This is a genomic window from Enterobacter sp. WI-ESBL-E8, from assembly GCF_053364895.1.
The window spans coordinates 3485448-3506060 of the sequence record NZ_JBRWXJ010000001.1 but is presented as its reverse complement, the minus strand read 5'-3'; the positions used below and the strand labels follow the sequence as shown (position 1 = coordinate 3506060).

The 20613-nt window shown below is 52.1% G+C and carries 19 protein-coding genes and 1 tRNA gene; 11 read left to right on the top strand and 9 right to left on the bottom strand.

Annotated elements, in window-relative coordinates; genetic code table 11:
* Window positions 1-9: 9 nt before the first annotated feature.
* Window positions 10-741, bottom strand: coding sequence for a LytR/AlgR family response regulator transcription factor (locus tag ACWHWP_RS16570; RefSeq protein WP_047346663.1), 732 nt, complete (start codon window positions 739-741; stop codon window positions 10-12).
* Window positions 742-744: 3 nt separating this feature from the next.
* On the bottom strand, window positions 745-2451 hold the full coding sequence (locus tag ACWHWP_RS16565; RefSeq protein ID WP_059312878.1) for a sensor histidine kinase: 1707 nt from the start codon (window positions 2449-2451) through the stop codon (window positions 745-747).
* A 29-nt stretch (window positions 2452-2480) separates the two neighbouring features.
* Here ACWHWP_RS16565 and ACWHWP_RS16560 point away from each other — a divergent pair, with 29 nt between their 5' ends.
* The gene (locus ACWHWP_RS16560; RefSeq protein ID WP_059312877.1) at window positions 2481-2819 is read left to right on the top strand and encodes a hypothetical protein; all 339 of its coding nucleotides are present in this window, start codon (window positions 2481-2483) and stop codon (window positions 2817-2819) included.
* A gap of 18 nt (window positions 2820-2837) precedes the next feature.
* Window positions 2838-4076 carry an alanine transaminase gene (gene alaC, locus ACWHWP_RS16555; protein ID WP_047346661.1) on the top strand — a complete coding sequence of 413 codons (1239 nt, stop codon included), beginning with the start codon at window positions 2838-2840 and terminating at the stop codon, window positions 4074-4076.
* A 52-nt stretch (window positions 4077-4128) separates the two neighbouring features.
* Here alaC and ypdK read toward each other — a convergent pair whose 3' ends face one another.
* From ypdK to ACWHWP_RS16540, 3 genes are all read right to left on the bottom strand, one after another.
* Entirely contained in the window at window positions 4129-4200 is a 72-nt protein-coding gene (gene ypdK, locus ACWHWP_RS16550; RefSeq protein ID WP_099458937.1) for a membrane protein YpdK, read from the bottom strand.
* Between the two features lie 358 nt (window positions 4201-4558).
* Complete coding sequence (gene lpxP, locus ACWHWP_RS16545) at window positions 4559-5479, bottom strand: kdo(2)-lipid IV(A) palmitoleoyltransferase (RefSeq protein WP_173829315.1); 921 nt, start codon at window positions 5477-5479, stop codon at window positions 4559-4561.
* A gap of 361 nt (window positions 5480-5840) precedes the next feature.
* Complete coding sequence (locus ACWHWP_RS16540; RefSeq protein ID WP_074164566.1) at window positions 5841-6263, bottom strand: flagellar protein FlhE; 423 nt, start codon at window positions 6261-6263, stop codon at window positions 5841-5843.
* A 473-nt stretch (window positions 6264-6736) separates the two neighbouring features.
* Here ACWHWP_RS16540 and ACWHWP_RS16535 point away from each other — a divergent pair, with 473 nt between their 5' ends.
* Genes ACWHWP_RS16535 through ACWHWP_RS16520 form a run of 4 tightly spaced genes read left to right on the top strand, consistent with a single transcriptional unit; the run spans window position 6737 to window position 11383 of the window.
* Complete coding sequence (locus tag ACWHWP_RS16535) at window positions 6737-7435, top strand: ABC transporter ATP-binding protein (RefSeq protein ID WP_063427993.1); 699 nt, start codon at window positions 6737-6739, stop codon at window positions 7433-7435.
* Window positions 7428-8681 carry an ABC transporter permease gene (locus ACWHWP_RS16530; protein WP_059312874.1) on the top strand — a complete coding sequence of 418 codons (1254 nt, stop codon included), beginning with the start codon at window positions 7428-7430 and terminating at the stop codon, window positions 8679-8681. Before ACWHWP_RS16535 ends, ACWHWP_RS16530 begins: the two co-directional genes overlap by 8 nt.
* A 34-nt stretch (window positions 8682-8715) precedes the next feature.
* Window positions 8716-10113, top strand: coding sequence for a TolC family protein (locus ACWHWP_RS16525; protein WP_235836452.1), 1398 nt, complete (start codon window positions 8716-8718; stop codon window positions 10111-10113).
* The gene (locus ACWHWP_RS16520) at window positions 10106-11383 is read left to right on the top strand and encodes an HlyD family secretion protein (protein WP_447856029.1); all 1278 of its coding nucleotides are present in this window, start codon (window positions 10106-10108) and stop codon (window positions 11381-11383) included. Before ACWHWP_RS16525 ends, ACWHWP_RS16520 begins: the two co-directional genes overlap by 8 nt.
* Before the next feature lie 25 nt (window positions 11384-11408).
* Here the strand turns inward: ACWHWP_RS16520 and ACWHWP_RS16515 are convergent.
* Together ACWHWP_RS16515 and ACWHWP_RS16510 are read right to left on the bottom strand one after the other, a co-directional pair.
* Window positions 11409-11483 (bottom strand) — tRNA-Arg (locus ACWHWP_RS16515).
* 75 nt (window positions 11484-11558) lie between these two features.
* Complete coding sequence (locus tag ACWHWP_RS16510) at window positions 11559-12488, bottom strand: formate/nitrite transporter family protein (protein WP_047346659.1); 930 nt, start codon at window positions 12486-12488, stop codon at window positions 11559-11561.
* Window positions 12489-12802: 314 nt separating this feature from the next.
* Here ACWHWP_RS16510 and mlaA point away from each other — a divergent pair, with 314 nt between their 5' ends.
* Window positions 12803-13555 (top strand): phospholipid-binding lipoprotein MlaA, encoded by a 753-nt coding sequence (mlaA, locus tag ACWHWP_RS16505; RefSeq protein ID WP_047346658.1) that lies wholly within the window; start codon window positions 12803-12805, stop codon window positions 13553-13555.
* A gap of 44 nt (window positions 13556-13599) precedes the next feature.
* Here the strand turns inward: mlaA and fadL are convergent, their stop codons facing one another.
* Window positions 13600-14922 (bottom strand): long-chain fatty acid transporter FadL, encoded by a 1323-nt coding sequence (gene fadL / locus ACWHWP_RS16500; protein WP_165602467.1) that lies wholly within the window; start codon window positions 14920-14922, stop codon window positions 13600-13602.
* A 372-nt stretch (window positions 14923-15294) separates the two neighbouring features.
* Here fadL and ACWHWP_RS16495 point away from each other — a divergent pair, with 372 nt between their 5' ends.
* The 4 genes from ACWHWP_RS16495 (at window position 15295) to sixA (ending at window position 19978) form a co-directional block, all read left to right on the top strand.
* Entirely contained in the window at window positions 15295-15579 is a 285-nt protein-coding gene (locus tag ACWHWP_RS16495) for a YfcZ/YiiS family protein (RefSeq protein WP_028013973.1), read from the top strand.
* Between the two features lie 246 nt (window positions 15580-15825).
* Window positions 15826-17136, top strand: coding sequence for an acetyl-CoA C-acyltransferase FadI (fadI, locus tag ACWHWP_RS16490; protein ID WP_447856028.1), 1311 nt, complete (start codon window positions 15826-15828; stop codon window positions 17134-17136).
* Window positions 17136-19283 (top strand): fatty acid oxidation complex subunit alpha FadJ, encoded by a 2148-nt coding sequence (gene fadJ, locus ACWHWP_RS16485; protein ID WP_447856027.1) that lies wholly within the window; start codon window positions 17136-17138, stop codon window positions 19281-19283. The genes fadI and fadJ overlap by 1 nt, the downstream gene beginning before the upstream one ends.
* A gap of 209 nt (window positions 19284-19492) precedes the next feature.
* Window positions 19493-19978 carry a phosphohistidine phosphatase SixA gene (gene sixA, locus ACWHWP_RS16480; protein WP_047346653.1) on the top strand — a complete coding sequence of 162 codons (486 nt, stop codon included), beginning with the start codon at window positions 19493-19495 and terminating at the stop codon, window positions 19976-19978.
* A 48-nt stretch (window positions 19979-20026) separates the two neighbouring features.
* Here the strand turns inward: sixA and smrB are convergent, their stop codons facing one another.
* Window positions 20027-20578 (bottom strand): endonuclease SmrB, encoded by a 552-nt coding sequence (gene smrB, locus ACWHWP_RS16475; protein WP_447856026.1) that lies wholly within the window; start codon window positions 20576-20578, stop codon window positions 20027-20029.
* Window positions 20579-20613: the final 35 nt, after the last annotated feature.

The window sequence follows — 20613 nt, the reverse complement described above, 5'->3', positions numbered from 1 at the left end:
GCGCTTTCTTTACAGGTGCATCAACTGGCGGAACTCTTTCACCTTGCTGCGGCTCACCGGCACCTGAAAATCAAGATCTTTCAGGCGCAAAATATAGGTGTTGTTAAACCACGGTTCGATCTCGCGGATTTTGTTTAAATTCACGCAGAACGATCGGTGACAGCGGAAAAAGTGTGCCGCCGGCAGCTTGCTGCAAAATTCGGTGATGTTCATCGCCATCACGTAAGATTCCCGCCGCGTATAGACAAACGTCATCTTTTCATGGGCTTCGGCATAGTAGATGTCATTGACCGGCGTCACGATGATGCGCTCATCTTTGACCAGGTTTATGGTGTCGTTTTCCCGTACCGCTGGGCTGGCGTTCGCGGGCGCAGCCTGCTGCTGCCATGCGGCCTCCAGCTTTTGCAGCATGCTGACAATCCGCGACTCCTGATAAGGCTTCAGAATATAGTCAAATGCCTCCAGCTCAAAAGCCTCCACGGCGTGCTCTTTCCACGCGGTGACGAAAACGATAAACGGCTTATGGGCAAACTGATTGATGTTTTGCGCCAGCAATACGCCATCCAGCGACGGGATATTAATATCCAGGAAAATGGCGTCGACCCGGTTATGCTGCAGAAACTTCAGCACGTCCAGACCATCATCAAAGGTGCCCACAATCTCCATCTGGCTGTGGGTTTTGATAAGCCAGGTTAGCTCCTGTTGAGCCAGGAATTCATCTTCTACGATGATGACTTTCATGGGTTACTCCACATGGGGTAACAGCGATGTCGTCGAATGAACGAGAGAGCGTTCATTCGGGACGTAAAAAGCAATTTCGGTGCCCGGTTCAAGACGGTGAATATGCAGTCCGTCGCCGTAAAGCAGTTTGACCCGGTGGTGCACGTTCAGCAGGCCGATTTTATTCCCGGGCATCTCGTTAGACTCCACGCGCTCAATGACTTTTGGATCAATCCCGTGGCCGGTATCGCGCACGGCAATACGCACGCGGTTGCCGCTTTCGGTGATGCTGATGGTGACGACGCCTTTACCTTTACAGGGCTGTATACCGTGTACGATTGCGTTTTCGACCAGCGGCTGGATAAGCAGGCTCGGGATCACGCAGTTGACCTCTTCGTCAATATCGTAAATGACCGTGAGTTTGTCACCAAAGCGCGCCTGCTCAATCGCGATGTAGTCTTTGATTTGATACAGCTCTTTTTTGATGTCGATCTGCTCGTCATCTTTCAGCTCAATGTTGTAGCGCAGATAGCGCGACAGGTTGAAAATCAGCTGGCGCGCGGTGTCCGGATTAAGACGTATGGAAGAGGAGATAGCGTTCAGGGCGTTAAACAGGAAATGAGGATTGATTTTGCTCTGCAGCGCGCGCAGCTCTGCCTTATTTGCCATCTCACGCAGTTGCTCTGCCCGCGAAACTTCAAGCTGGGTAGAGATAATCTGCGACAGGCCAATGGCCATCTCCTGCAGTGAGGAGGTGATCTGATGCGCGTGACAATAATAAATTTTCAGCGTGCCCGTCACGACGCCTTTCTCCCACAGCGGGATCACCAGCATGGAGTGGATTTCCGGCGTTCTGTGTGCTTCATCATTGTTTTTAATAATGATTTTCCCGTAGTTAATCGCCTGTCGGGTGGTCGGGCTTATGGTGTCGTCATTGTCGCGATAGTTATGTTCCCCCACGCCGACGTAGGCCAGAACGTGGTCGATATTGGTAATGGCGACGGCATCAGCATGGATGTCGTGGCGAATAATCTCGCAGACCTGACGCAGCGATTCCGCGTTAACGTGGCGGAAAAGCGGCAGCGTTTTGTTGGCGATATCCAGCGCCAGCTTAGCCTGACGTGCGGCGCTGGCCTCTTTTTCCCCTTCGACGCTCTGCACCAGCAGCACAATAAAACCGATGCAGACGCTGCCGAGGATCATCGGAATACCGATTTTCGAGACGATATCCAGCCCCAGTGCGGTGGTGGGGGCCCAGACGACCACCAGGATCATGGTCAGCGTTTCGCACACCATGCCCGCGACGATCCCGGCGCGCCAGCGCTGTTTTTTCGGGATTTTGCGGCTGATCCAGCCGGACAACACCCCGGCGATAATGCTGGTGATAAAGCATGGCACCGCCGTTACGCCACCGATATCAATCAGGTAGCGATGGGTCCCGGCAATCAGACCGGTGATAACGCCCACCCACGGACCAAACAAAATCCCGCCGGACATGACGGCGATAATGCGCACGTTCACCAGCGACCCCTCTACCGGCACGCCGGACCAGGTGCTGAACAGGGCGAACAGCGAAAAGATGGCGGTAACGGCCAGCAGCTCTTTTGGCGAGTGTGCAGATTTGTGCAGCAGCTCGCGAAAAAGGCGAATGCGGATAAGGAAAAACAGGCAAATCAGCATTAATGCCGCACGGTCAAAAACCGCCAGCAGCATAGTGAATATTTCGTGCACGAGTAGACCTGGGAAAACGGGAAAGAACCATGATAAAAAACCTGGTGCGGATTGACCAGCTATCCGTCAGGTTTATCAAATGGGGAAAAACCATAATTTACAAAGGGGATTATCTTCCGGGGATTGACGCGTCCCGGTTTTTTATTGTCGGCGCGGCATCTGGTAACTGGTTTGATATCATCATGTTAAATAACCGCTACCAGACAGGCGTTCTTCAAACAAAGGCTTCCGCTTTTAGACGCAGTCGGGTTCCGGTTTTACTGCGAGCGCTTTTTTTTCATTTCCCTCTCGACAGCATGATTTTTTTCAGGTTATTTTCTAAACACGCCACATCAGTGGCAGCGTCGCTCGGACGGTCCGGGCGCTAACGTTAATCTGAGGAATCTATGGCTGAATTCAGTCCTGAACGCCGTTTTACGCGTATCGATCGTCTCCCCCCTTACGTTTTCAACATCACCGCTGAGCTGAAGATGGCTGCGCGTCGGCGCGGCGAAGATATTATCGATTTTAGTATGGGTAACCCTGACGGCCCAACGCCACCGCACATTGTTGAGAAACTTTGCACGGTTGCCCAGCGCCCGGATACCCATGGCTACTCAACGTCTCGCGGTATTCCCAGGTTACGTCGCGCGATCTCGCGCTGGTATCAGGATCGCTATCAGGTTGATATCGATCCTGAAAGTGAAGCCATTGTTACCATCGGCTCGAAAGAGGGGCTGGCACACCTGATGCTGGCCACCCTGGATCATGGCGATACGGTTCTGGTCCCTAATCCCAGCTACCCAATTCATATCTACGGCGCGGTCATTGCCGGGGCGCAGGTCCGTTCCGTGCCGCTGGTGGAAGGTGTCGATTTCTTTAACGAGCTGGAACGCGCGATTCGCGAAAGTTATCCGAAACCCAAGATGATGATCCTCGGTTTCCCGTCGAACCCAACGGCCCAGTGCGTGGAGCTCGATTTCTTCGAGAAAGTGGTCGCGCTGGCGAAGCGTTATGACGTGCTGGTGGTCCACGATCTGGCCTATGCTGACATCGTCTATGACGGCTGGAAAGCTCCGTCGATTATGCAGGTCCCGGGCGCGCGTGACGTGGCGGTAGAGTTCTTTACCCTGTCGAAAAGCTACAACATGGCGGGCTGGCGTATTGGCTTTATGGTGGGTAACAAAACGCTGGTGAATGCACTGGCGCGTATTAAGAGTTACCACGACTACGGCACCTTCACGCCGCTCCAGGTTGCCGCTATCGCTGCTCTGGAGGGCGATCAGCAATGCGTTCACGAGATTGCTGCCCAGTATAAGCGCCGCCGCGACGTGCTGGTAAAAGGGTTACATGAAGCGGGCTGGATGGTAGAAATGCCGAAAGCGTCCATGTACGTCTGGGCTAAAATTCCTGAGCCGTACGCGGCGATGGGGTCCCTGGAGTTTGCAAAAAAACTGCTCCAGGACGCAAAGGTGTGTGTGTCACCGGGCATTGGCTTTGGTGATTACGGCGACACCCATGTGCGGTTTGCCCTGATTGAAAACAGCGACCGTATTCGTCAGGCGGTGAGGGGCATCAAGAGCATGTTCCGGGCCGACGGGCTACTCTCCTCAAAGAGCGTCGCTGAAACCCCCGCGTCGTCATGACATAAAAAAACAGGAGCCGATGGCTCCTGTTTTTTTGACAGCATGTTCTTCACTAGATCATCAGGGCAAAGGTTCCGGCCCAGACTAAAACAATCACCGAAATGCCCATAAAGAAATATTTCACGTTTCATCGCTCCGCGTATCTTGTGGTACGCATTTAAAAACAGAGTCCACCTGAGTATAGAGAACTGAAATCCGGTCAAAACGGAAATGAGAATTTTCCCGTTACGCCGCCGACTCCAGCTCAGAATTCTGTGCTTTCCTGATGCCAGACGGCGCTAATGTACGCCTAAAAATAGGGGGTGACAAGAGGGATTTTTTTAAATAATTTCCGTCACTTACGAGTGTCGTGGAACGGCGACAGTTTGATTTCGTAACGCAATAAATTCACTTTGAGCGACGCACAGAAAGACGGTTTTGCAGCAGGATGGCAGGTGATTGAAAAGGTTAGTTTCTTAGCGAAACTAACCTTCATAAAGCGCTTAAATGTAGAGCGAGGCTTCGCCGAGCGGGCGCGTTTTGAAACGACGATGCATCCAGAGATACTGCTCCGGCGCACGCATGATTTCAGTCTCGATGACCTTGTTGATAAACGCTGCGGCTTCGCACTCGTTTTCCGGATAGTTAGCCATTTCAGGAGAAATGTGCAGACGATAGCCTGATTTATCCGCTTTTCTCACCATCGTCACGGTCAACATGGAAGCGCCCGACAGACGTGAAATAACAAAGGTGCCGTTGGTCGTCGCAACGTCTTTAACCGCGAAGAACGGTGCAAAGCTGCTGCCCTTACGTCCATAATCCTGATCGGGTGCAAACCAGACGGCCTCACCTTTCTTCAGGGCGCCGACCATACCGCGCAGGTTATTACGGCTGATCATCGCCTTATTGGAACGCATGCGGCCACGGGTCTGAACCCACTCCATCAGCGCACTGTTGTGAGGGCGGTAGGTGGCCATCATTGGCTGACACAGACCCATCACGCGGCCACCGAGTTCCAGCGACATAAAGTGAACGCCGACGACCATCACGCCACGATTTTGCATCTGCGCGCGTTTAAGGTTATCCAGGCCTTCCACATCAAACCACTTGCGGACGCGCTCATCCGGCCAGAACCAGGCCATGCCGGTTTCAAGCAGCGCCATGCCGATAGACTTGAAGTTTTCAGCGATGAGCTTCTCGCGCTCCTCGGCATTGTATTGTGGAAAGCAAAGCTCAATATTTTTACGCGCGATAGATTCGCGACGCTTCAGGAAAAAGCGGGATGTGCTGCCGAGTCTTGAACCCAGTAAGCGGATCACCGGATAAGGAAGCTGTACCAGCAACCACAGTAAGCCAAGGCCAAACCATGTAAACCAGTAACGCGGATGCAAAAATGCGCGTTTGAAATTGGATTGAGACAAAATAGATAAACCTATGTAGAGCCGGTGAAAGTAACGCTTAATGCGATACCACGTGCCTATTAGACCGTAGTACAAGGTCATGGTTGCAGGCTTTACCGATCTTTACGGCGTTACCTGGCCATAGCTGACATTGGGTGGGCGGCATAATGTAGCACCGTTATACGATATGTGCTATTACTCGTTTTTGATTAAAAAAGCGGCAGTCTGGGAGGTGTTTGATTTTACTACTTTTAAACCCGACAACTTGGTCGAAGGCAACCATGGTTGTTCAATGTGGGGCGATGCATGCTTTTGGTCCGACTGAAGCGTGTTACAGCACCGCGGATACGTTTCCACGTGCTGTAACCCACTTGTCAATCACCGATTAATTGAACTTATAATTAACAATAATCTGGCTCTGATAACCATAAACTGGGACCATAGTTCCCGTTCCTTCGACAATGGCTTTCATGCTGAGTACTTGGTTTGGTGCCAGGTTATAAGTGGAAAGATCAACTGAACCTGAATTTGAGTTGCCAATATTGACGCACATTGTATTGGCACTTGTGCACAAGGAAACCTTAAGCCCCTGCTGAGTGCGACTGAAAGCCCAGTTATAATAAACGACACCAATTTTTCCGGTGGATGGCGTTCCAGAAATTACCGGAAAGTTTTTTTGATACCATTGATTCTTAAGTGTGATATCAGGAGCATTCGTTGTGCTTGAATAAGCCCCTTCCGTTGCATAAGCAGGTGACGTCAGAACTAATAATCCAGATAAAGCAAGAAGCATCGTTTTCCGTTTCATAGAAACCTCATCATTGAGTAATACATAATTTAATACTCTGCATTTTAGTTATGTCAGAGATGATTATTGAGTTGCCATAGGTGATTATAAGAAAACTCAGTAATAACCTACTGTCAGGTCATGGTTAATTTTATTTAAGTTCAATTAATCGTTTGTGGTATATTTTTGGAAATATTTGTCATTAAAATGACGGTGCGATATGTCAGGTGTTTAACCTATCGGTCATTGTTTAATGAACTTTAGGAAGATTATGGTAGTTGACTTGTTAAACAATGCTGATGCGTGGGCGTTTGATTTGTTTCTTTAAAAAAAATTTTTATCGGTTAAAGAATTTTTCTATCTGGCCGTTATAACCATAGACAGTGAAATTACTTCATTCGGGACTGACTTCTGCAGTAGTCCTATAACAGATAAAAATTAACAATGATGAGATGTTTATTCTGCGTGGTTGAGAAAAAAAACTTGGGTGGAAAATGAACACTTCTGCTGCTGAGTTGGTTCGACTGGAGTCCGTCTCCCATTCGTATGGGGCGGGGGACTCCCATCATAAGGCACTACGTAATGTTTCATTGTCAATCCCGTCAGGACAAACCTGCGCTATCGTCGGATCCTCGGGCTCTGGGAAAAGTACGCTTCTCAATCTGATCGGTTTACTTGATACCCCAACAACGGGACATCTTTTCCTGAACGGAAAGAATATGTCTCTGTGCAGCGCTGAAGCGCTGGCAATTGCCCGTAATCATACTATCGGTTTTATCTTTCAGAGTTTCAATCTGCTACCGGGATTAAGTGTCCTGGACAATGTTGCCCTGCCGTTATTATATCGTGGGGTAAAGCGTCATCATGCTCAGGAAATAGCCCGTTATTACGTAGGGTGCGTGGGGTTAGGTGACAGAATAAAACACCTTCCGGCTGATTTGTCGGGTGGTCAGCGCCAGCGTGTCGCTATTGCGCGCGCGCTGGTTGCCCAACCAGCGCTACTTCTTGCTGATGAACCGACGGGAAATCTCGATAGCCAGAATGTCGCCAGTATTATTGAACTGCTTATGACTCTAAATGATGATTTTGGCACCACGTTAATCGTGGTGACTCACGATACGTCGATAGCAAGAAAAATGTCTCGCTGCATCAATGTTTGCGATGGAAAAATTAACGAGGTATTGAATGACTGAATCACGTTATTCCGTGCCGCAGCCATCTTCTCATTCGGTACGCTATGGAATGCCATTTTCTCAGCAAATACTTGAGTCACTCGAAAATCTGCATTTGCTGGGACGGCGTGCAATATTAGCGCTATTGGGCATTGCTGTTGGCTGCGCTGCCGTAGTCGCATTACTGAATATTGGCCGTAATGCCGAAAATGAAGCGATGCGCATATTTCAGGGGATGGGGAGCGAAATTATGGTGGCGAATATACAACGCCTGATGAATGGAAAAATGAATCCACTCCTCCCGTCACCCAATCTTGATATAAGTGCATTGCATAAAACGATACCCGAAATAAACGCGGCATCGGTTCTCATCCCTGCCAGCGTTCAGGTGCGCATGAATGGCCGGACGGACAGCGCGACGGTGGTAGGGAGTAGTGCTGAACTTCCCTCTGTGCTGGGATTAACGTTAGCGCAGGGCCGGTTTTTAAGTGATTTTGATGGATATAGCACCTATGTCGTTTTAGGTGCAAATGTTGCTGAGCAATTGACACAAATTAACGGTCACGCTATTCAACCCGGTACGGTGATCCAGTTAGGGGATTATCTGTATCAGATTGTCGGGATCCTTGCCTCCACGGGACCCAATCCGATTATCCCCCTCTCAATTGATGACGTTATCCTCATGTCGGACAGAGGGATGCGGCGAGTGATCGGGTTACCACAGATTGGCAATGTAGTTATACGAAGCCAAAACAGTGACGGACAGGAACACATTTCTTCCAGACTGCAAGCCTGGTTAGCTGAACAAATGCCAGGTTTTGACATTCACGTACAGCTCCCACGCCAGTTAATTGAGGGGATGGAACAACAATCACGTCTGTTTTCATGGCTCCTGACGGGATTGGGAGGAATCTCTCTGCTGGTGGGCGGTGTAGGAGTGATGAATGTTATGGTTATGAACGTTTCAGAAAGGCGCAGAGAGATCGGTGTGCGTATGGCCCTTGGCGCGCGTCCGCGAGATATTGCGACACTTTTTCTCCTTGAGGCGCTGGTTCTCGCATCTGTCGGCGCGTTGCTTGGGGCTGTGGTGGGGATGTTTTCAGCCTGGCTCTTTGTCTACTTTGCGGGCTGGTCTGATTTTGTCTTTTCACTGACCGCGTTGCAGTTGGGAACCGGTAGTGCAATCGCGATTGGGCTGTTCTTTGGGCTCTCTCCCGCCCTTTCGGCGGCCCGTCTTGAACCTGTGGATGCGTTGCGTGATGTGTAGAAGCGTTTTTCAAATCCTCGCTTTCCTTATTATTATGGTTCCGCTCGAAGGGTTGTCGGCGGCCTGGCAGAGCTCCTCTCCGGAGGATAACAGTACTATCAGTTTAACCCTGAGCGATGCGGTATATCTGGGCCTTCGGGATAATCGCAATATCCGTAGCGCTTACCTAAATCGTATTGCTCAAAAATTCGATCTGTATGTGGCAGAGGATCGCTTCACACCCAAACTCGTCATTTCAGGCAATTATCTTGTGCAACAAAATCAGGATAATCGCTCCGGACAGACCACGCTCACGCCAACAACCACGCTTTTAACTCCTTATGGAACGCGGATGAGTCTTGGATGGACGTATCAAAATACCGATGCAAAATCCGGGAATGGTACACAAAGCGATGGGGCAAACTTTACGGTCATTCAGCCTTTGCTGCGCGGGGCGGGTAAGGATATCGCGACTGCTCCGGTACATCTGGCTCAACTCACAGAGCAAGTGAATCGTTTGAATTTAAAAACGTCAATTTCCCGGACTATTACCCAGATTATCAGAGCCTATCGCGATCTCTTACTGGCACAGGAGCAGTTAAAAATCGCTCAGAATTCATTAGTAAGGGCGAAAAAACTGATCGAGATTAACCGAACGATGATTGCTGCTGGACGCATGGCTGAATTTGACATCGTGCAGACAGAAGCGGATGAGGCCTCTCAGGAGCTTGCTCAGGAAGAAGCCTTAAACAGGCTCGATATTGCCCGTCTCGCATTATTACAACTGTTGGCTGTAGATCTCCATTCCCCGGTAGTTGCAACGGAGTCATTAAATGCACATCGGGTGGTTATCCGGGCCGATGAGGCATTTCAGCAGGCTAAAAATTCCCAGCCGGAGTATCTGGCCCAGCTTATCCAGGGCGATCAGGCAACCATTAATCTTGCTGTTGCCCGCAATCAGCGCCTTTGGGACGTCTCACTCGTTGGAGGCGCCGCGCAGCAAAACAACCGTATAAATGGTGGCGCAAATGCACATACCTGGGATAACTATGTAGGGATTGCCGTCGAAGTTCCCATCGGTGAGTTGAATACGCGTCAGGCTGAAGTACAGGCCCAGGTGAATGTAAAAAATCAGCAGCTGCAGGTGGAGGAATTTAGGCAGAAACTTGAAAGGGATGTTACCAACGCCGTACGGGATATTGACACACGATGGCGACAATTTGAGATATCCCAGCGTGCCAGGGATCTGTCACGTCGAAAGCTTGAGATTGAGCGAGAAAAATTGACGCTTGGCCGCTCCAGTAATTTCCAGGTTCTGAGTTATGAAAATGATTTGCGGAATGCAGAAAACACGAGACTCAATGCCCTTATTGCATATCTGAACGCGCAGGCAGACCTCGATCAAATTCTGGGAACAACACTGCAAAGCTGGGATATCACACTTAATGACTAGTTTGTTGACTTCAGCAAAAATATTGTTGCGGGTGCGATGGGGGATTGCATTAATTTCCACGCTGTGCCTTGCAGGGGCACTTGTTTACTGGTGGAGCGTCAAAGCACCCACTCAGGAAATAGCAACGCCCTTAGAACGCTGGATCCCCGTTTCTCCACAGCGACTGGAGAAGCAGTTGGGATTAACAGGCCGTATTCGGCCAGTACATGAAGAGACTTTGTCTTCCCCATTTGAAGGGGAAGTAAAAGCGTTGTATGTGACTGAGGGGCAACGCGTTGAAAAGGGGCAAAAACTGATAACCCTTGATAATGGGCTGGTTGAAATACAGTTGCGGCAGGCTCAGACAGAGCTGCTCAAAGCGCAAAAAGAAGCGGACAACTATCACAACTGGCATCGTAGCCCTGACGTCGCCCGGGCACGGCGAGGAGTACAATCTGCGCAGTTTACGCTCACTAACAGCAAAAAAAATCTTCGCGATACAAGATTGCTTTTTGAACGAGGGATTGTTGCCCGAATGGAGGTCGAGGCTCTTGAGCAGCTTGTTGCTGCGCAGCAGCAGGCGCTGGATTCTGCTCTGGATGATTTGTACGCTGTTGAGGCGCAGGGAGGAAGCAACTATCTAAAAATTGCAGAAATGGCGCTGGCTAATGCCAGAACTCGTTACGATATCCTGCTTGCGCAGTCAAAAAAACAGACGCTTTACGCCCCATTTTCTGGCGTTGTTGCGCGTCCGCAAAGTTCTGACGTCGGGCGGACCGCCGCACTCCACGTGGGAACACCAGTCAGCCAGGGAACAGAGTTACTGACTGTGGTTGGCCTTGATACGCTCCAGGTTGTTTCACGTGTGGAGGAGATTGATTTACACCAGTTAAGGGAAGGAATGCCTGCACGTATTACTGGCGATGGTTTTAGCAGCAAAACGCTTTCGGGGCGCGTCAAAGCCATAGGTATGCAGGATAATGCGAGCGATTCACAGGGCGCCTACTATGACGTGATTGTCTCCATTGATTCCCCCGTGGCCGACCTTCAACCGGATATACGGTTGGGGATGAGCGCTCGCCTCGACGTGATTACCTATCGTAACGATCGCGCTACCACCGTCCCTGTTGCGTCTTTACAGACCGATGATAAAACTGGCGAGAGGTTTGTTGTTTACCGCCAGTCACCTGCCGCTCCGCATCAAAAAATCACGGTATCGATTGAGGAAACCGTTGTGCAAGGGGCTGTCGTGAAGGGCATTTCTGCAGGAGAAGTGCGCATTGCGCAGTAAGAAATACGGCACTGAAGGGGTATAATGGTGTCCCCTGCAGGAATCGAACCTGCAACTAGCCCTTAGGAGGGGCTCGTTATATCCATTTAACTAAGGGGACGAGGCGGCACGAGTATAGCCTTATTTACACTTTGCGTTAAGCGCATTGCCGCCTGACTGCTCAAAGAGTCACCATTCAGGTCGATTTTTTTGTCGATTTATCATCATTTTCCCGTGCCTTTTGTTCCGCTTTGCGTTTGTTAGACATGTCGTTACGGATTTGAGCATGGCTTAACAGCGCGAAGATAAACGTTCCGCCGCAGATGTTTCCTGCAAGCGTCGGCAGGGCAAAGGGCCAGAAAAAATCGCTCCAGTGAAGCGTACCGTTAAAGACCAGATAGAGGATCTCCACGGTTCCGACCACAATATGAGTGGTGTCGGCGAGCGCAATCAGCCAGGTCATTAATATGATCACCACTATTTTGGCGCTGCCGGCTGAAGGAAACATCCAGACCATGGTGGCGATAATCCAGCCGGAGATGATGGCATTTGAGAACATTTCTAGCGGCGTGTTTTTCATCACGTCCATGCCAATTTTCACAAACGCGTCCCGGGTGGGTTCATCAAAAATCGGCATGTATTCAAACGCCCAGGCCGCGATGCCCGTGCCGATGATATTACCCAGCAAGACCACGCTCCATAGACGCATCAGTAAACCGAAATTGCCGAGGGTAGGGTTTTGCATCACCGGCAAAACGGCCGTCACCGTGTTTTCGGTAAACAGCTGCTGGCGGGCCATGATGACAATCACAAAGCCGAAGGTGTAGCCGAGGTTCTCCAGTAAAAAACCACCGGGCACCCCTTCCAGCTGAACATGAAATATCCCTTTTGCGAGCAGAGATGCGCCCATTGACAGACCTGCCGCGATAGCCGACCAGAAGAGGGCCATGGCATCGCGCTCCATCTCTTTTTCACCATCTTGGCGTATATGCTCGTGGATGGCCATCGCGCGGGAAGGGAGGCGGTCTTCATCAATTTCTATCTTCTCGCCGCGCGCTTTCTCCTCGCTTTCAATCTCAAGCTCCTCATTGCTCTCGCCAATTTTTTCTTCGCTCACTTCTTTCATATCTGCTCCCGGAGGTTGATCTTTCTGTTAAGCGTAGCGGCTTTTATCGGGATGCCTGTGGGGATGGTCTTAAATTGGCGGCAATGACAACAAAGGTGATACATCTCTTTCAAAGACATTATAAAATTGCGAGCGAAACGAATTCCAAAAGCCAGGCTATGCTGAGATCAGAGTCACGGTGGTTACTGCCCGTAATTGTGCTCATAGACATCGGTAAACGTGCTGTTACAATCACTTGCACGTTTACAGACGGAGCGTCACGGCTCCGTTACGGATGGCAATCAACGATAGCCATACTGAACAGGGAGATATTTATGAAACTTCGGCTGTCGGCGCTTGCGCTGGGCGCGACGATGCTTGTGGGCTGCGCCAGCTCCGGGGAGCAAACGGGACGCTCCGATCCTCTCGAAGGATTTAACCGCTCAATGTATAGCTTCAACTACAACGTGCTGGACCCGTATGTGGTTCGCCCGGTGGCTGTAGCATGGCGTGATTATGTTCCCCAACCTGCGCGTAACGGATTAAGTAACTTTACCAGCAACCTCGAAGAGCCTGCGGTCATGGTGAACTACTTCCTGCAGGGTGACCCGTATCAGGGGATGGTGCACTTTACCCGCTTCTTCCTGAACTCCATCTTGGGGATGGGTGGCTTTATCGATGTCGCCGGCATGGCTAACCCGAAACTGCAGCGTGAACAGCCGCACCGTTTCGGCAGCACGCTGGGCCATTATGGCGTCGGATATGGCCCTTACGTGCAGTTACCGTTCTACGGCAGCTTTACTATCCGTGATGATGGCGGCGATATGGTGGATACGCTGTATCCGGTCCTGTCGTGGCTGACCTGGCCGCTGTCGATTGGTAAATGGACGGTAGAAGGGATTGAAACCCGCGCGCAATTGCTCGACTCTGATGGCCTGCTGCGTCAGTCTTCAGATCCGTACATTATGGTGCGTGAAGCGTACTTCCAGAATCATGACTTTATCGCCAACGGCGGTAAGCTGAAGCCGGAAGACAACCCGAACGCGAAGGCTATCGAAAACGAACTAAAAGATATTGATTCGGAGTAAATAAAAAAGGTGAGCAATGCTCACCTTTTTTGATTTCAGCGCAATTAGAACGCGTAGTTGAAGTTCATACCATACAGCCAGGCTTTACCTTCGGAAGAGAACTCATACGGACCTTCCTTGAAGTTAACTTTTTGACCGTGCATGTAAGAGATACCGGCATCAACCGAGGCATCTTTGTTGAAGGCATAGGTCGCACCTGCGCTCAGCCAGAAGCGGTCCTGATCCGGAATAGAGATGGAACGCTTGTCGGCAGGTACCGGGCTGTCATCGAAGGCAATACCGGTACGGAACGTCCAGTTGTCATCCATGTAGTAGGTGGTCCCCAGCGCGATGCGGTAAGCGTCGCGGAAGCTTTCATCTTTATAGAAGAGCGTGTCGCCCTTGCTGTTGGTCGCTTTCAGCTCCTGGAACTGACTCCAGCTGGTGTAGGTCAGGCTATAGTGAATTGCCCACTGCGGTGCCACTTTGTTATAACCAGACAGTTCCCACATTTCCGGCAGGTGCAGGCTCAGAGAACCGCCGGTGGTACTGCCGTTGGTGCCCATCGGCAGGCCGAAGTTGCCGAGGATCTGGTTATAGGCAGAAGGCAGGCTGCTCTTATAGTCGCCATCAAAGTCGATTTTTACTTCGGAACGGTAGGTAAAGCCGTAACGGTTGTTCTTATCGAGTTCGTACAGGATACCGGCGTTCCAGCCAAAGCCCCACTCGTCACCCTTCAGATAGGCAATCTGGGTGTCTGCCGGAATGCCCGCCACTTGCTGCGCCAGTGGTGGTGGCAGCGCGCCCGATCCCGCCACGATTTTGCCCAGGTCGCCCGCGTAGCGTTCGATTTTCGCTTTGGCATACACGGCGTCAAAGCCAACGCCAAAGCTCCAGTGATTGTCCAGACGGTAAGCACCGCTCAGGTTCAGGTTCAGGGTTTCCAGGTCGGTTTTACCGCCAAACGCCCCAGCGGCATAGTTATCACCAAACTCGGTCGCTAAACCGTAGTTAGAGGTGACGGAGGCACCCCAGCCAAACTGGTCGTTGATAGGTGCGACGAAGTGCAGGTTTGGCACCCATGCCGTTGGCGCGATGTTATCCGCATTCAGGCTGGCGCCCGTCGGAGAACGACCTGAAATATCAACGCCTGGATCGACAAAAATAGCACCAGCAGAGAAGGTCGGACGATCGAACATCATGATCAGCGCAGGGTTACGACTCGCGTTACCTGCGTCATCCGCGATCGCACCTTCCCCGGAATACGCACGGCCAAGGCCAGAGGAAGAAAATTCGTTTAACTGAAAGCCCGCTGACCAGGCGGAAGTAGAGACGATTGCCACTGCGACTGCCAGCGCAGTTTTGTTGAACAGGGTTTTCTGGCTCATGACCATAACCTCATTGAGTTATTTTTATTCAATAATTGTTACATACCGTAACAGGAGCGCGAAGTGTAGGGTCTGAGGTATGACATACAAATCAGACCAGTGGCGTGAGTATAGGTCTGACCAGCTAGAATGTTGCAAGTTTGTTTATTAATATTTTCAAACATGTTTCTTGAAACGAGATCTGGTTGGCAAAATTGTGACCATCGCGACTCACCCAAAAGGGTGGTTTTTGTTTTAGATCATTTTTTAGTGTGATATTGGTCACTTATCCGCTTTTACGCCATTAACGGCTGGAGAGAGCCAGCGCCGGGGCGTAAAATATCAGCATCGTGTTTATCTCGCGCGCTGCGCGAATACAGAGGAAATTGAGCTATGAGTAAATGCAGTGCTGATGAAACCCCGGTTTGCTGCTGTATGGATGTTGGGACCATTATGGACAACACCGATTGCACCGCCTCTTACAGCCGCGTATTCACCAACCGTGCCGAAGCGGAAGAGACCCTGGCTGCGCTGAGCAAGCGCGCGCGCGATGTTGAATCCGATCCGTGCGAAATCAAGTCTACCTTCACCGAAGTGGACGGTGGCGTGAAGCTGGACATCGATTTTGTCTTTGCCTGCGAAGCCGAAACGCTGATTTTCCAGTTAGGCCTGCGTTAATCCTTTTTGCCCGGCGGCGCTTCGCTTGCACGGGCCTACGATTTTGTAGGCCGGGTAAGGCAACGCCGCCACCCGGCAACATACCGCACAAATGCCTCTGCCATGCACGGGCATTTTTCTTTTTCTTCTCTGTGTTTTAGCTCGCACTTTTTCGTTTCCCCGATTGGCTGAATGTAAAAAAATGGTTAAGACTATTATCAGGTCAGACCACTTTATGTTTGAGTTAATTTTTTACAGGGGAGTGTTATGAGTCAGGCATTACCGCTTATTACCCGTCAGGGCGATCGCATTGCCATCGTCAGCGGATTGCGCACGCCATTTGCGCGTCAGGCAACGGCGTTTCACGGCATACCGGCTGTCGACCTGGGGAAAATGATAGTGGGAGAGATGCTGGCTCGCAGCGAAATTTCGCCTGAAGTCATCGAACAGCTGGTTTTCGGCCAGGTTGTGCAGATGCCGGAGGCGCCTAATATTGCGCGGGAAATTGTTCTCGGTACCGGGATGAACGTTCATACCGATGCCTACAGCGTTAGCCGCGCCTGTGCGACCAGTTTCCAGGCCGTTGCTAACGTTGCTGAAAGCCTGATGGCGGGCACTATTCGTGCCGGGATTGCAGGTGGGGCGGATTCCTCTTCGGTGCTGCCGATTGGCGTCAGTAAAAAGCTGGCGCGCATCCTGGTGGATGCCAACAAAGCCCGCACGACGGGGCAGAAACTCAAACTCTTCTCGCGTTTACGCCTGCGCGACCTGATGCCTGTGCCACCTGCCGTCGCGGAATACTCTACCGGCCTGCGCATGGGAGATACCGCTGAGCAGATGGCCAAAACGTACGGCATCACCCGCGAACAGCAGGATGCCCTGGCGCATCGTTCACATCAGCTTGCGGCAAAAGCCTGGTCGGAAGGCAAGCTGACCGACGAGGTCATGACCGCCTATATTCCCCCTTACCGCGAACCACTCGCGGAAGATAACAACATTCGCGGCACCTCGACGCTGGCGGATTACGCAAAACTGCGCCCAGCGTTTGACCGCAAGCACGGTACGGTAACGGCGGCTAACAGTACGCCACTGACGGATGGGGCCGCCGCCGTGATCCTGATGACCGAATCCCGCGCGAAAGAGCTGGGCATCACCCCTCTGGGCTATTTACGCAGCTATGCCTTCACCGCCATTGATGTCTGGCAGGACATGCTGTTAGGGCCTGCCTGGTCCACGCCGCTGGCGCTGGATCGCGCGGGGCTGACGCTGGCTGATTTAACCCTGATTGATATGCATGAAGCGTTCGCCGCGCAAACCCTGGCCAACGTACAGCTGCTGGCAAGCGAGCGTTTTGCGCGCGACGTGCTTGGCCGCGCGCATGCCACGGGCGAAGTGGATCAGAGTAAATTCAACGTGCTGGGGGGCTCCATCGCCTACGGTCATCCGTTTGCGGCGACGGGGGCGAGAATGATCACGCAAACATTACACGAGCTACGCCGTCGTGGCGGCGGTTTTGGTCTCGTCACCGCCTGCGCGGCGGGTGGGCTGGGTGCAGCAATGGTTCTGGAGGCTGAATAATGGACATGACATCTGCATTTAACCTAACGGTTCGCCTCGATAACGTCGCCGTGATAACCATTGATGTCCCTGATGAAAAGATGAATACCCTGAAGGCCGAGTTTGGTGTTCAGGTGCGCGCGATGCTAAAGCAGATCCGCGAAAACAAGGCTATTCGCGGCCTGGTGTTTATCTCTGCCAAGCCGGACAACTTTATTGCCGGGGCCGATATCAACATGATCGCCCGGGCGCAAAGCGCGCTGGAGGCGGAAGAGCTGGCGCGTCAGGGCCAGCAGGTGATGGCGGAGATTAATGGTCTGCCGATCCCGGTCATCGCAGCTATCCACGGTGCCTGTCTGGGCGGTGGGCTGGAGCTGGCGCTGGCCTGTCATAGCCGCATCTGTACTGACGATGCGAAAACCGTTTTAGGCCTGCCTGAAGTGCAGCTCGGCCTGCTGCCTGGCTCCGGCGGAACGCAACGTCTGCCGCGCCTGGTGGGCGTCAGCACGGCGCTGGAGATGATCTTAACCGGTAAACAGCTGCGTGCCCGCCAGGCGCTAAAGGCCGGTCTGGTCGATGACGTCGTGCCGCATTCCATTTTGCTGGAGGCTGCCGTTGAGCTTGCGCTGAAGGGACGTCAGGCAAAACGTCCTTTGCCGGTCCGCGAGCGCGTGCTGGCCGGTCCGCTGGGGAGAACGCTGCTGTTCAACATGGTGGGCAAAAAGACCGAACAAAAAACCAAAGGCAACTACCCGGCGGCAAAGCGGATCCTGGAGGTTATTGAAACCGGGCTGTCCCAGGGAAGCAGCAGCGGCTATGCCGCTGAGGCCAAAGCCTTTGGCGAACTGGCGATGACGCCGCAGTCACAGGCGCTGCGCAGCATCTTCTTCGCCAGTACAGACGTGAAAAAAGATCCCGGTAGCGAGGCGCAGCCCGCTCCGCTGCGTGCCATTGGCGTGCTGGGTGGTGGGCTTATGGGCGGGGGCATCTCATTTGTTACCGCCAGCAAAGGTAAATTGCCTGTACGTATCAAAGACATTAATCCTAAGGGGATCAACCACGCGCTGCAGTACAGCTGGCAGAACCTTGATCAAAAGGTAAAACGCCGCCATATCAGAGCAAGCGAGCGGGATAAGACCCTGGCGCTGATCTCCGGCACGACGGACTACAGCGGCTTTGCCCATCGCGATCTGGTGATTGAGGCCGTGTTTGAAGACCTGGCGCTTAAGCAGCAGATGGTCGCTGACGTTGAGCAACATTGCGCCCCGCATACCATTTTTGCCTCAAACACGTCGTCATTACCGATTGGCGATATCGCGGCGAAAGCCGCGCGTCCGGAGCAGGTGATAGGCCTGCACTTCTTTAGCCCGGTCGAAAAAATGCCGCTGGTGGAGGTGATCCCACATGCCACGACCAGCCCGCAAACCATCGCCACCGTAGTGAAGCTGGCTAAAATGCAGGGCAAGACGCCGATCGTGGTGGCGGACAAAGCCGGCTTTTACGTCAACCGCATTCTGGCCCCCTACATAAATGAAGCCATGCGGCTGCTGACGGAAGGCGAGAAAATTGAGCACGTCGACGAGGCGCTGGTAAAGTTTGGTTTCCCCGTTGGCCCAATCCAACTTTTGGATGAGGTGGGAATAGACACCGGCACTAAAATTATACCAGTGCTGGAAGCTGCCTATGGCGATCGTTTTAGCCCACCTGCAAACATTGTTTCTGCAATTTTGAAGGACGATCGCAAAGGCAGAAAAAATGAACGCGGTTTCTATCTTTACGGCGCGAAAGGGCGTAAAAGCAGAAAACAGGTCGACCCTTCGGTTTATGGGCTTATTTCGACCACCGGTCAGGGAAAACTGTCCGCCGTTCAGTGTGCTGAACGCTGCGTGATGATGATGCTCAATGAAGCGGCGCGCTGCTTTGGTGAGCAGGTGATCAAGAGCGCGCGCGATGGTGACATCGGCGCGGTATTTGGTATTGGTTTCCCGCCGTTCCTTGGCGGCCCGTTCCGTTACATGGATACGCTCGGCGCGGATGAAGTAGTTGCGATCCTGCAACGTCTGGCTTCGCAATATGGTCCACGGTTTACACCGTGTGACGAATTATTGCAGATGGCGGAACGGGGCCAGACATTTTGGTCCGCAAGGGAAACTGTCCTCGTAAGCTGAGGTCAAAGAAGGGTAAATCCTGAAGTGAATGAACCTGTTCTGGCGATTTTGTAAACAGAGATTGACTATACTTACGCCATTGAGGTAAAAAACAGCGTTTCATTCACCGAATGGATCAGGCACAATGCCCGGCCATCGGGTTTTCTACCTCTCAGCATTTATCGCGGGTAGTTAACGCCGGTGATTCTGGTTAACAAAAGCGGTGCAATATGCAAGTTTTTATCATGCGTCACGGCGACGCGGCACTCGATGCCGCCAGTGACTCAGTACGTCCTTTGACCGTCTGTGGCTGCGACGAATCTCGTCTGATGGCGACCTGGCTTAACGGTCAAAAAGTGGACATCGAACGCGTTCTGGTGAGTCCGTTCCTGCGTGCAGAACAGACGCTGGATGTGGTGGGGGAGTGTATGAACCTGCCGGCCAGTGTGGATGTTCTCCCTGAACTCACCCCCTGTGGCGATGTAGGCCTTGTCAGCGCTTATCTTCAGGCGCTGTGCAATGAAGGTGTCGCTTCCGCGCTGGTCATTTCCCACCTGCCACTGGTTGGCTATCTGGTATCTGAGCTGTGCCCGGGCGAAACACCGCCTATGTTCACGACATCCGCCATTGCTAATGTCTCTCTGGACGAAACGGGCAAAGGTGTCTTCAACTGGCAGATGAGCCCGTGCAACCTGAAGATGGCAAAAGCCATCTGACGTGACGTGCGTTAGGGCGGGGGAGCACAATTTGCCCCCGCCGTCCTGTCAGGGTAATTCTGGCGGCTGCCACTCTTCCACTTCTATCAACACCAGTAATGCGGCATCTCCGCCGTACTCTTTGGGTGCCTGATGGAAAGCCATCACGTGTGGATGCTGAGCCAGCCACAGCGGTGTCTGTTGCTTCAGAATGTGTTTACCGTGGCCATGCATCACGCAGGCGCAAAAAACATGCTCGCGGCGACATGCCGCAATCAATGCCCCCAGCTCCTGTTTGGCCTGCATCTGCGTTAACCCGTGCAGATCGAGAAACAGCTCAGGCGAATAATCCCCGCGGCGTAATTTTTTCAGCTCAAAATGGCTGACGTCTTCGCGTACATACTTCACAGCCCCTTGCGTATTGAGCAGCGGCTGAAATTCATCTGAAAAATAGTGGCTGTTATCCGCCTGCTCCTGCAGCAGCCGTTTGACCGGTACTTCGCTGATTTTTTTACGCTGCGGGCGGTGGACGATGGTGTCCTGAGCGATTTTACGCGTCCCGATCATCAGCTGTCGGAAGAGCGCCTGATCCTCCTCAGTGAGCGATGTTTTCTTTTTCATTCGTCATTCTCATCTCGTATTTCCGATAGTGTACC

Excerpts from the sequence above, each read along its gene's own strand:
- ACWHWP_RS16570 (WP_047346663.1), bottom strand. The coding sequence starts at position 741 with ATGAAAGTCATCATCGTAGAAGATGAATTCCTGGCTCAACAGGAGCTA.
- ACWHWP_RS16560 (WP_059312877.1), top strand. The coding sequence starts at position 2,481 with ATGATAAAAAACCTGGTGCGGATTGACCAGCTATCCGTCAGGTTTATC.
- alaC (WP_047346661.1), top strand. The coding sequence starts at position 2,838 with ATGGCTGAATTCAGTCCTGAACGCCGTTTTACGCGTATCGATCGTCTC.
- ACWHWP_RS16540 (WP_074164566.1), bottom strand. The coding sequence starts at position 6,263 with ATGAAACGGAAAACGATGCTTCTTGCTTTATCTGGATTATTAGTTCTG.
- ACWHWP_RS16535 (WP_063427993.1), top strand. The coding sequence starts at position 6,737 with ATGAACACTTCTGCTGCTGAGTTGGTTCGACTGGAGTCCGTCTCCCAT.
- ACWHWP_RS16530 (WP_059312874.1), top strand. The coding sequence starts at position 7,428 with ATGACTGAATCACGTTATTCCGTGCCGCAGCCATCTTCTCATTCGGTA.
- ACWHWP_RS16525 (WP_235836452.1), top strand. The coding sequence starts at position 8,716 with ATGGTTCCGCTCGAAGGGTTGTCGGCGGCCTGGCAGAGCTCCTCTCCG.
- ACWHWP_RS16520 (WP_447856029.1), top strand. The coding sequence starts at position 10,106 with ATGACTAGTTTGTTGACTTCAGCAAAAATATTGTTGCGGGTGCGATGG.
- ACWHWP_RS16510 (WP_047346659.1), bottom strand. The coding sequence starts at position 12,488 with ATGAAAGAAGTGAGCGAAGAAAAAATTGGCGAGAGCAATGAGGAGCTT.
- mlaA (WP_047346658.1), top strand. The coding sequence starts at position 12,803 with ATGAAACTTCGGCTGTCGGCGCTTGCGCTGGGCGCGACGATGCTTGTG.
- fadL (WP_165602467.1), bottom strand. The coding sequence starts at position 14,922 with ATGAGCCAGAAAACCCTGTTCAACAAAACTGCGCTGGCAGTCGCAGTG.
- ACWHWP_RS16495 (WP_028013973.1), top strand. The coding sequence starts at position 15,295 with ATGAGTAAATGCAGTGCTGATGAAACCCCGGTTTGCTGCTGTATGGAT.
- fadI (WP_447856028.1), top strand. The coding sequence starts at position 15,826 with ATGAGTCAGGCATTACCGCTTATTACCCGTCAGGGCGATCGCATTGCC.
- fadJ (WP_447856027.1), top strand. The coding sequence starts at position 17,136 with ATGGACATGACATCTGCATTTAACCTAACGGTTCGCCTCGATAACGTC.
- sixA (WP_047346653.1), top strand. The coding sequence starts at position 19,493 with ATGCAAGTTTTTATCATGCGTCACGGCGACGCGGCACTCGATGCCGCC.
- smrB (WP_447856026.1), bottom strand. The coding sequence starts at position 20,578 with ATGAAAAAGAAAACATCGCTCACTGAGGAGGATCAGGCGCTCTTCCGA.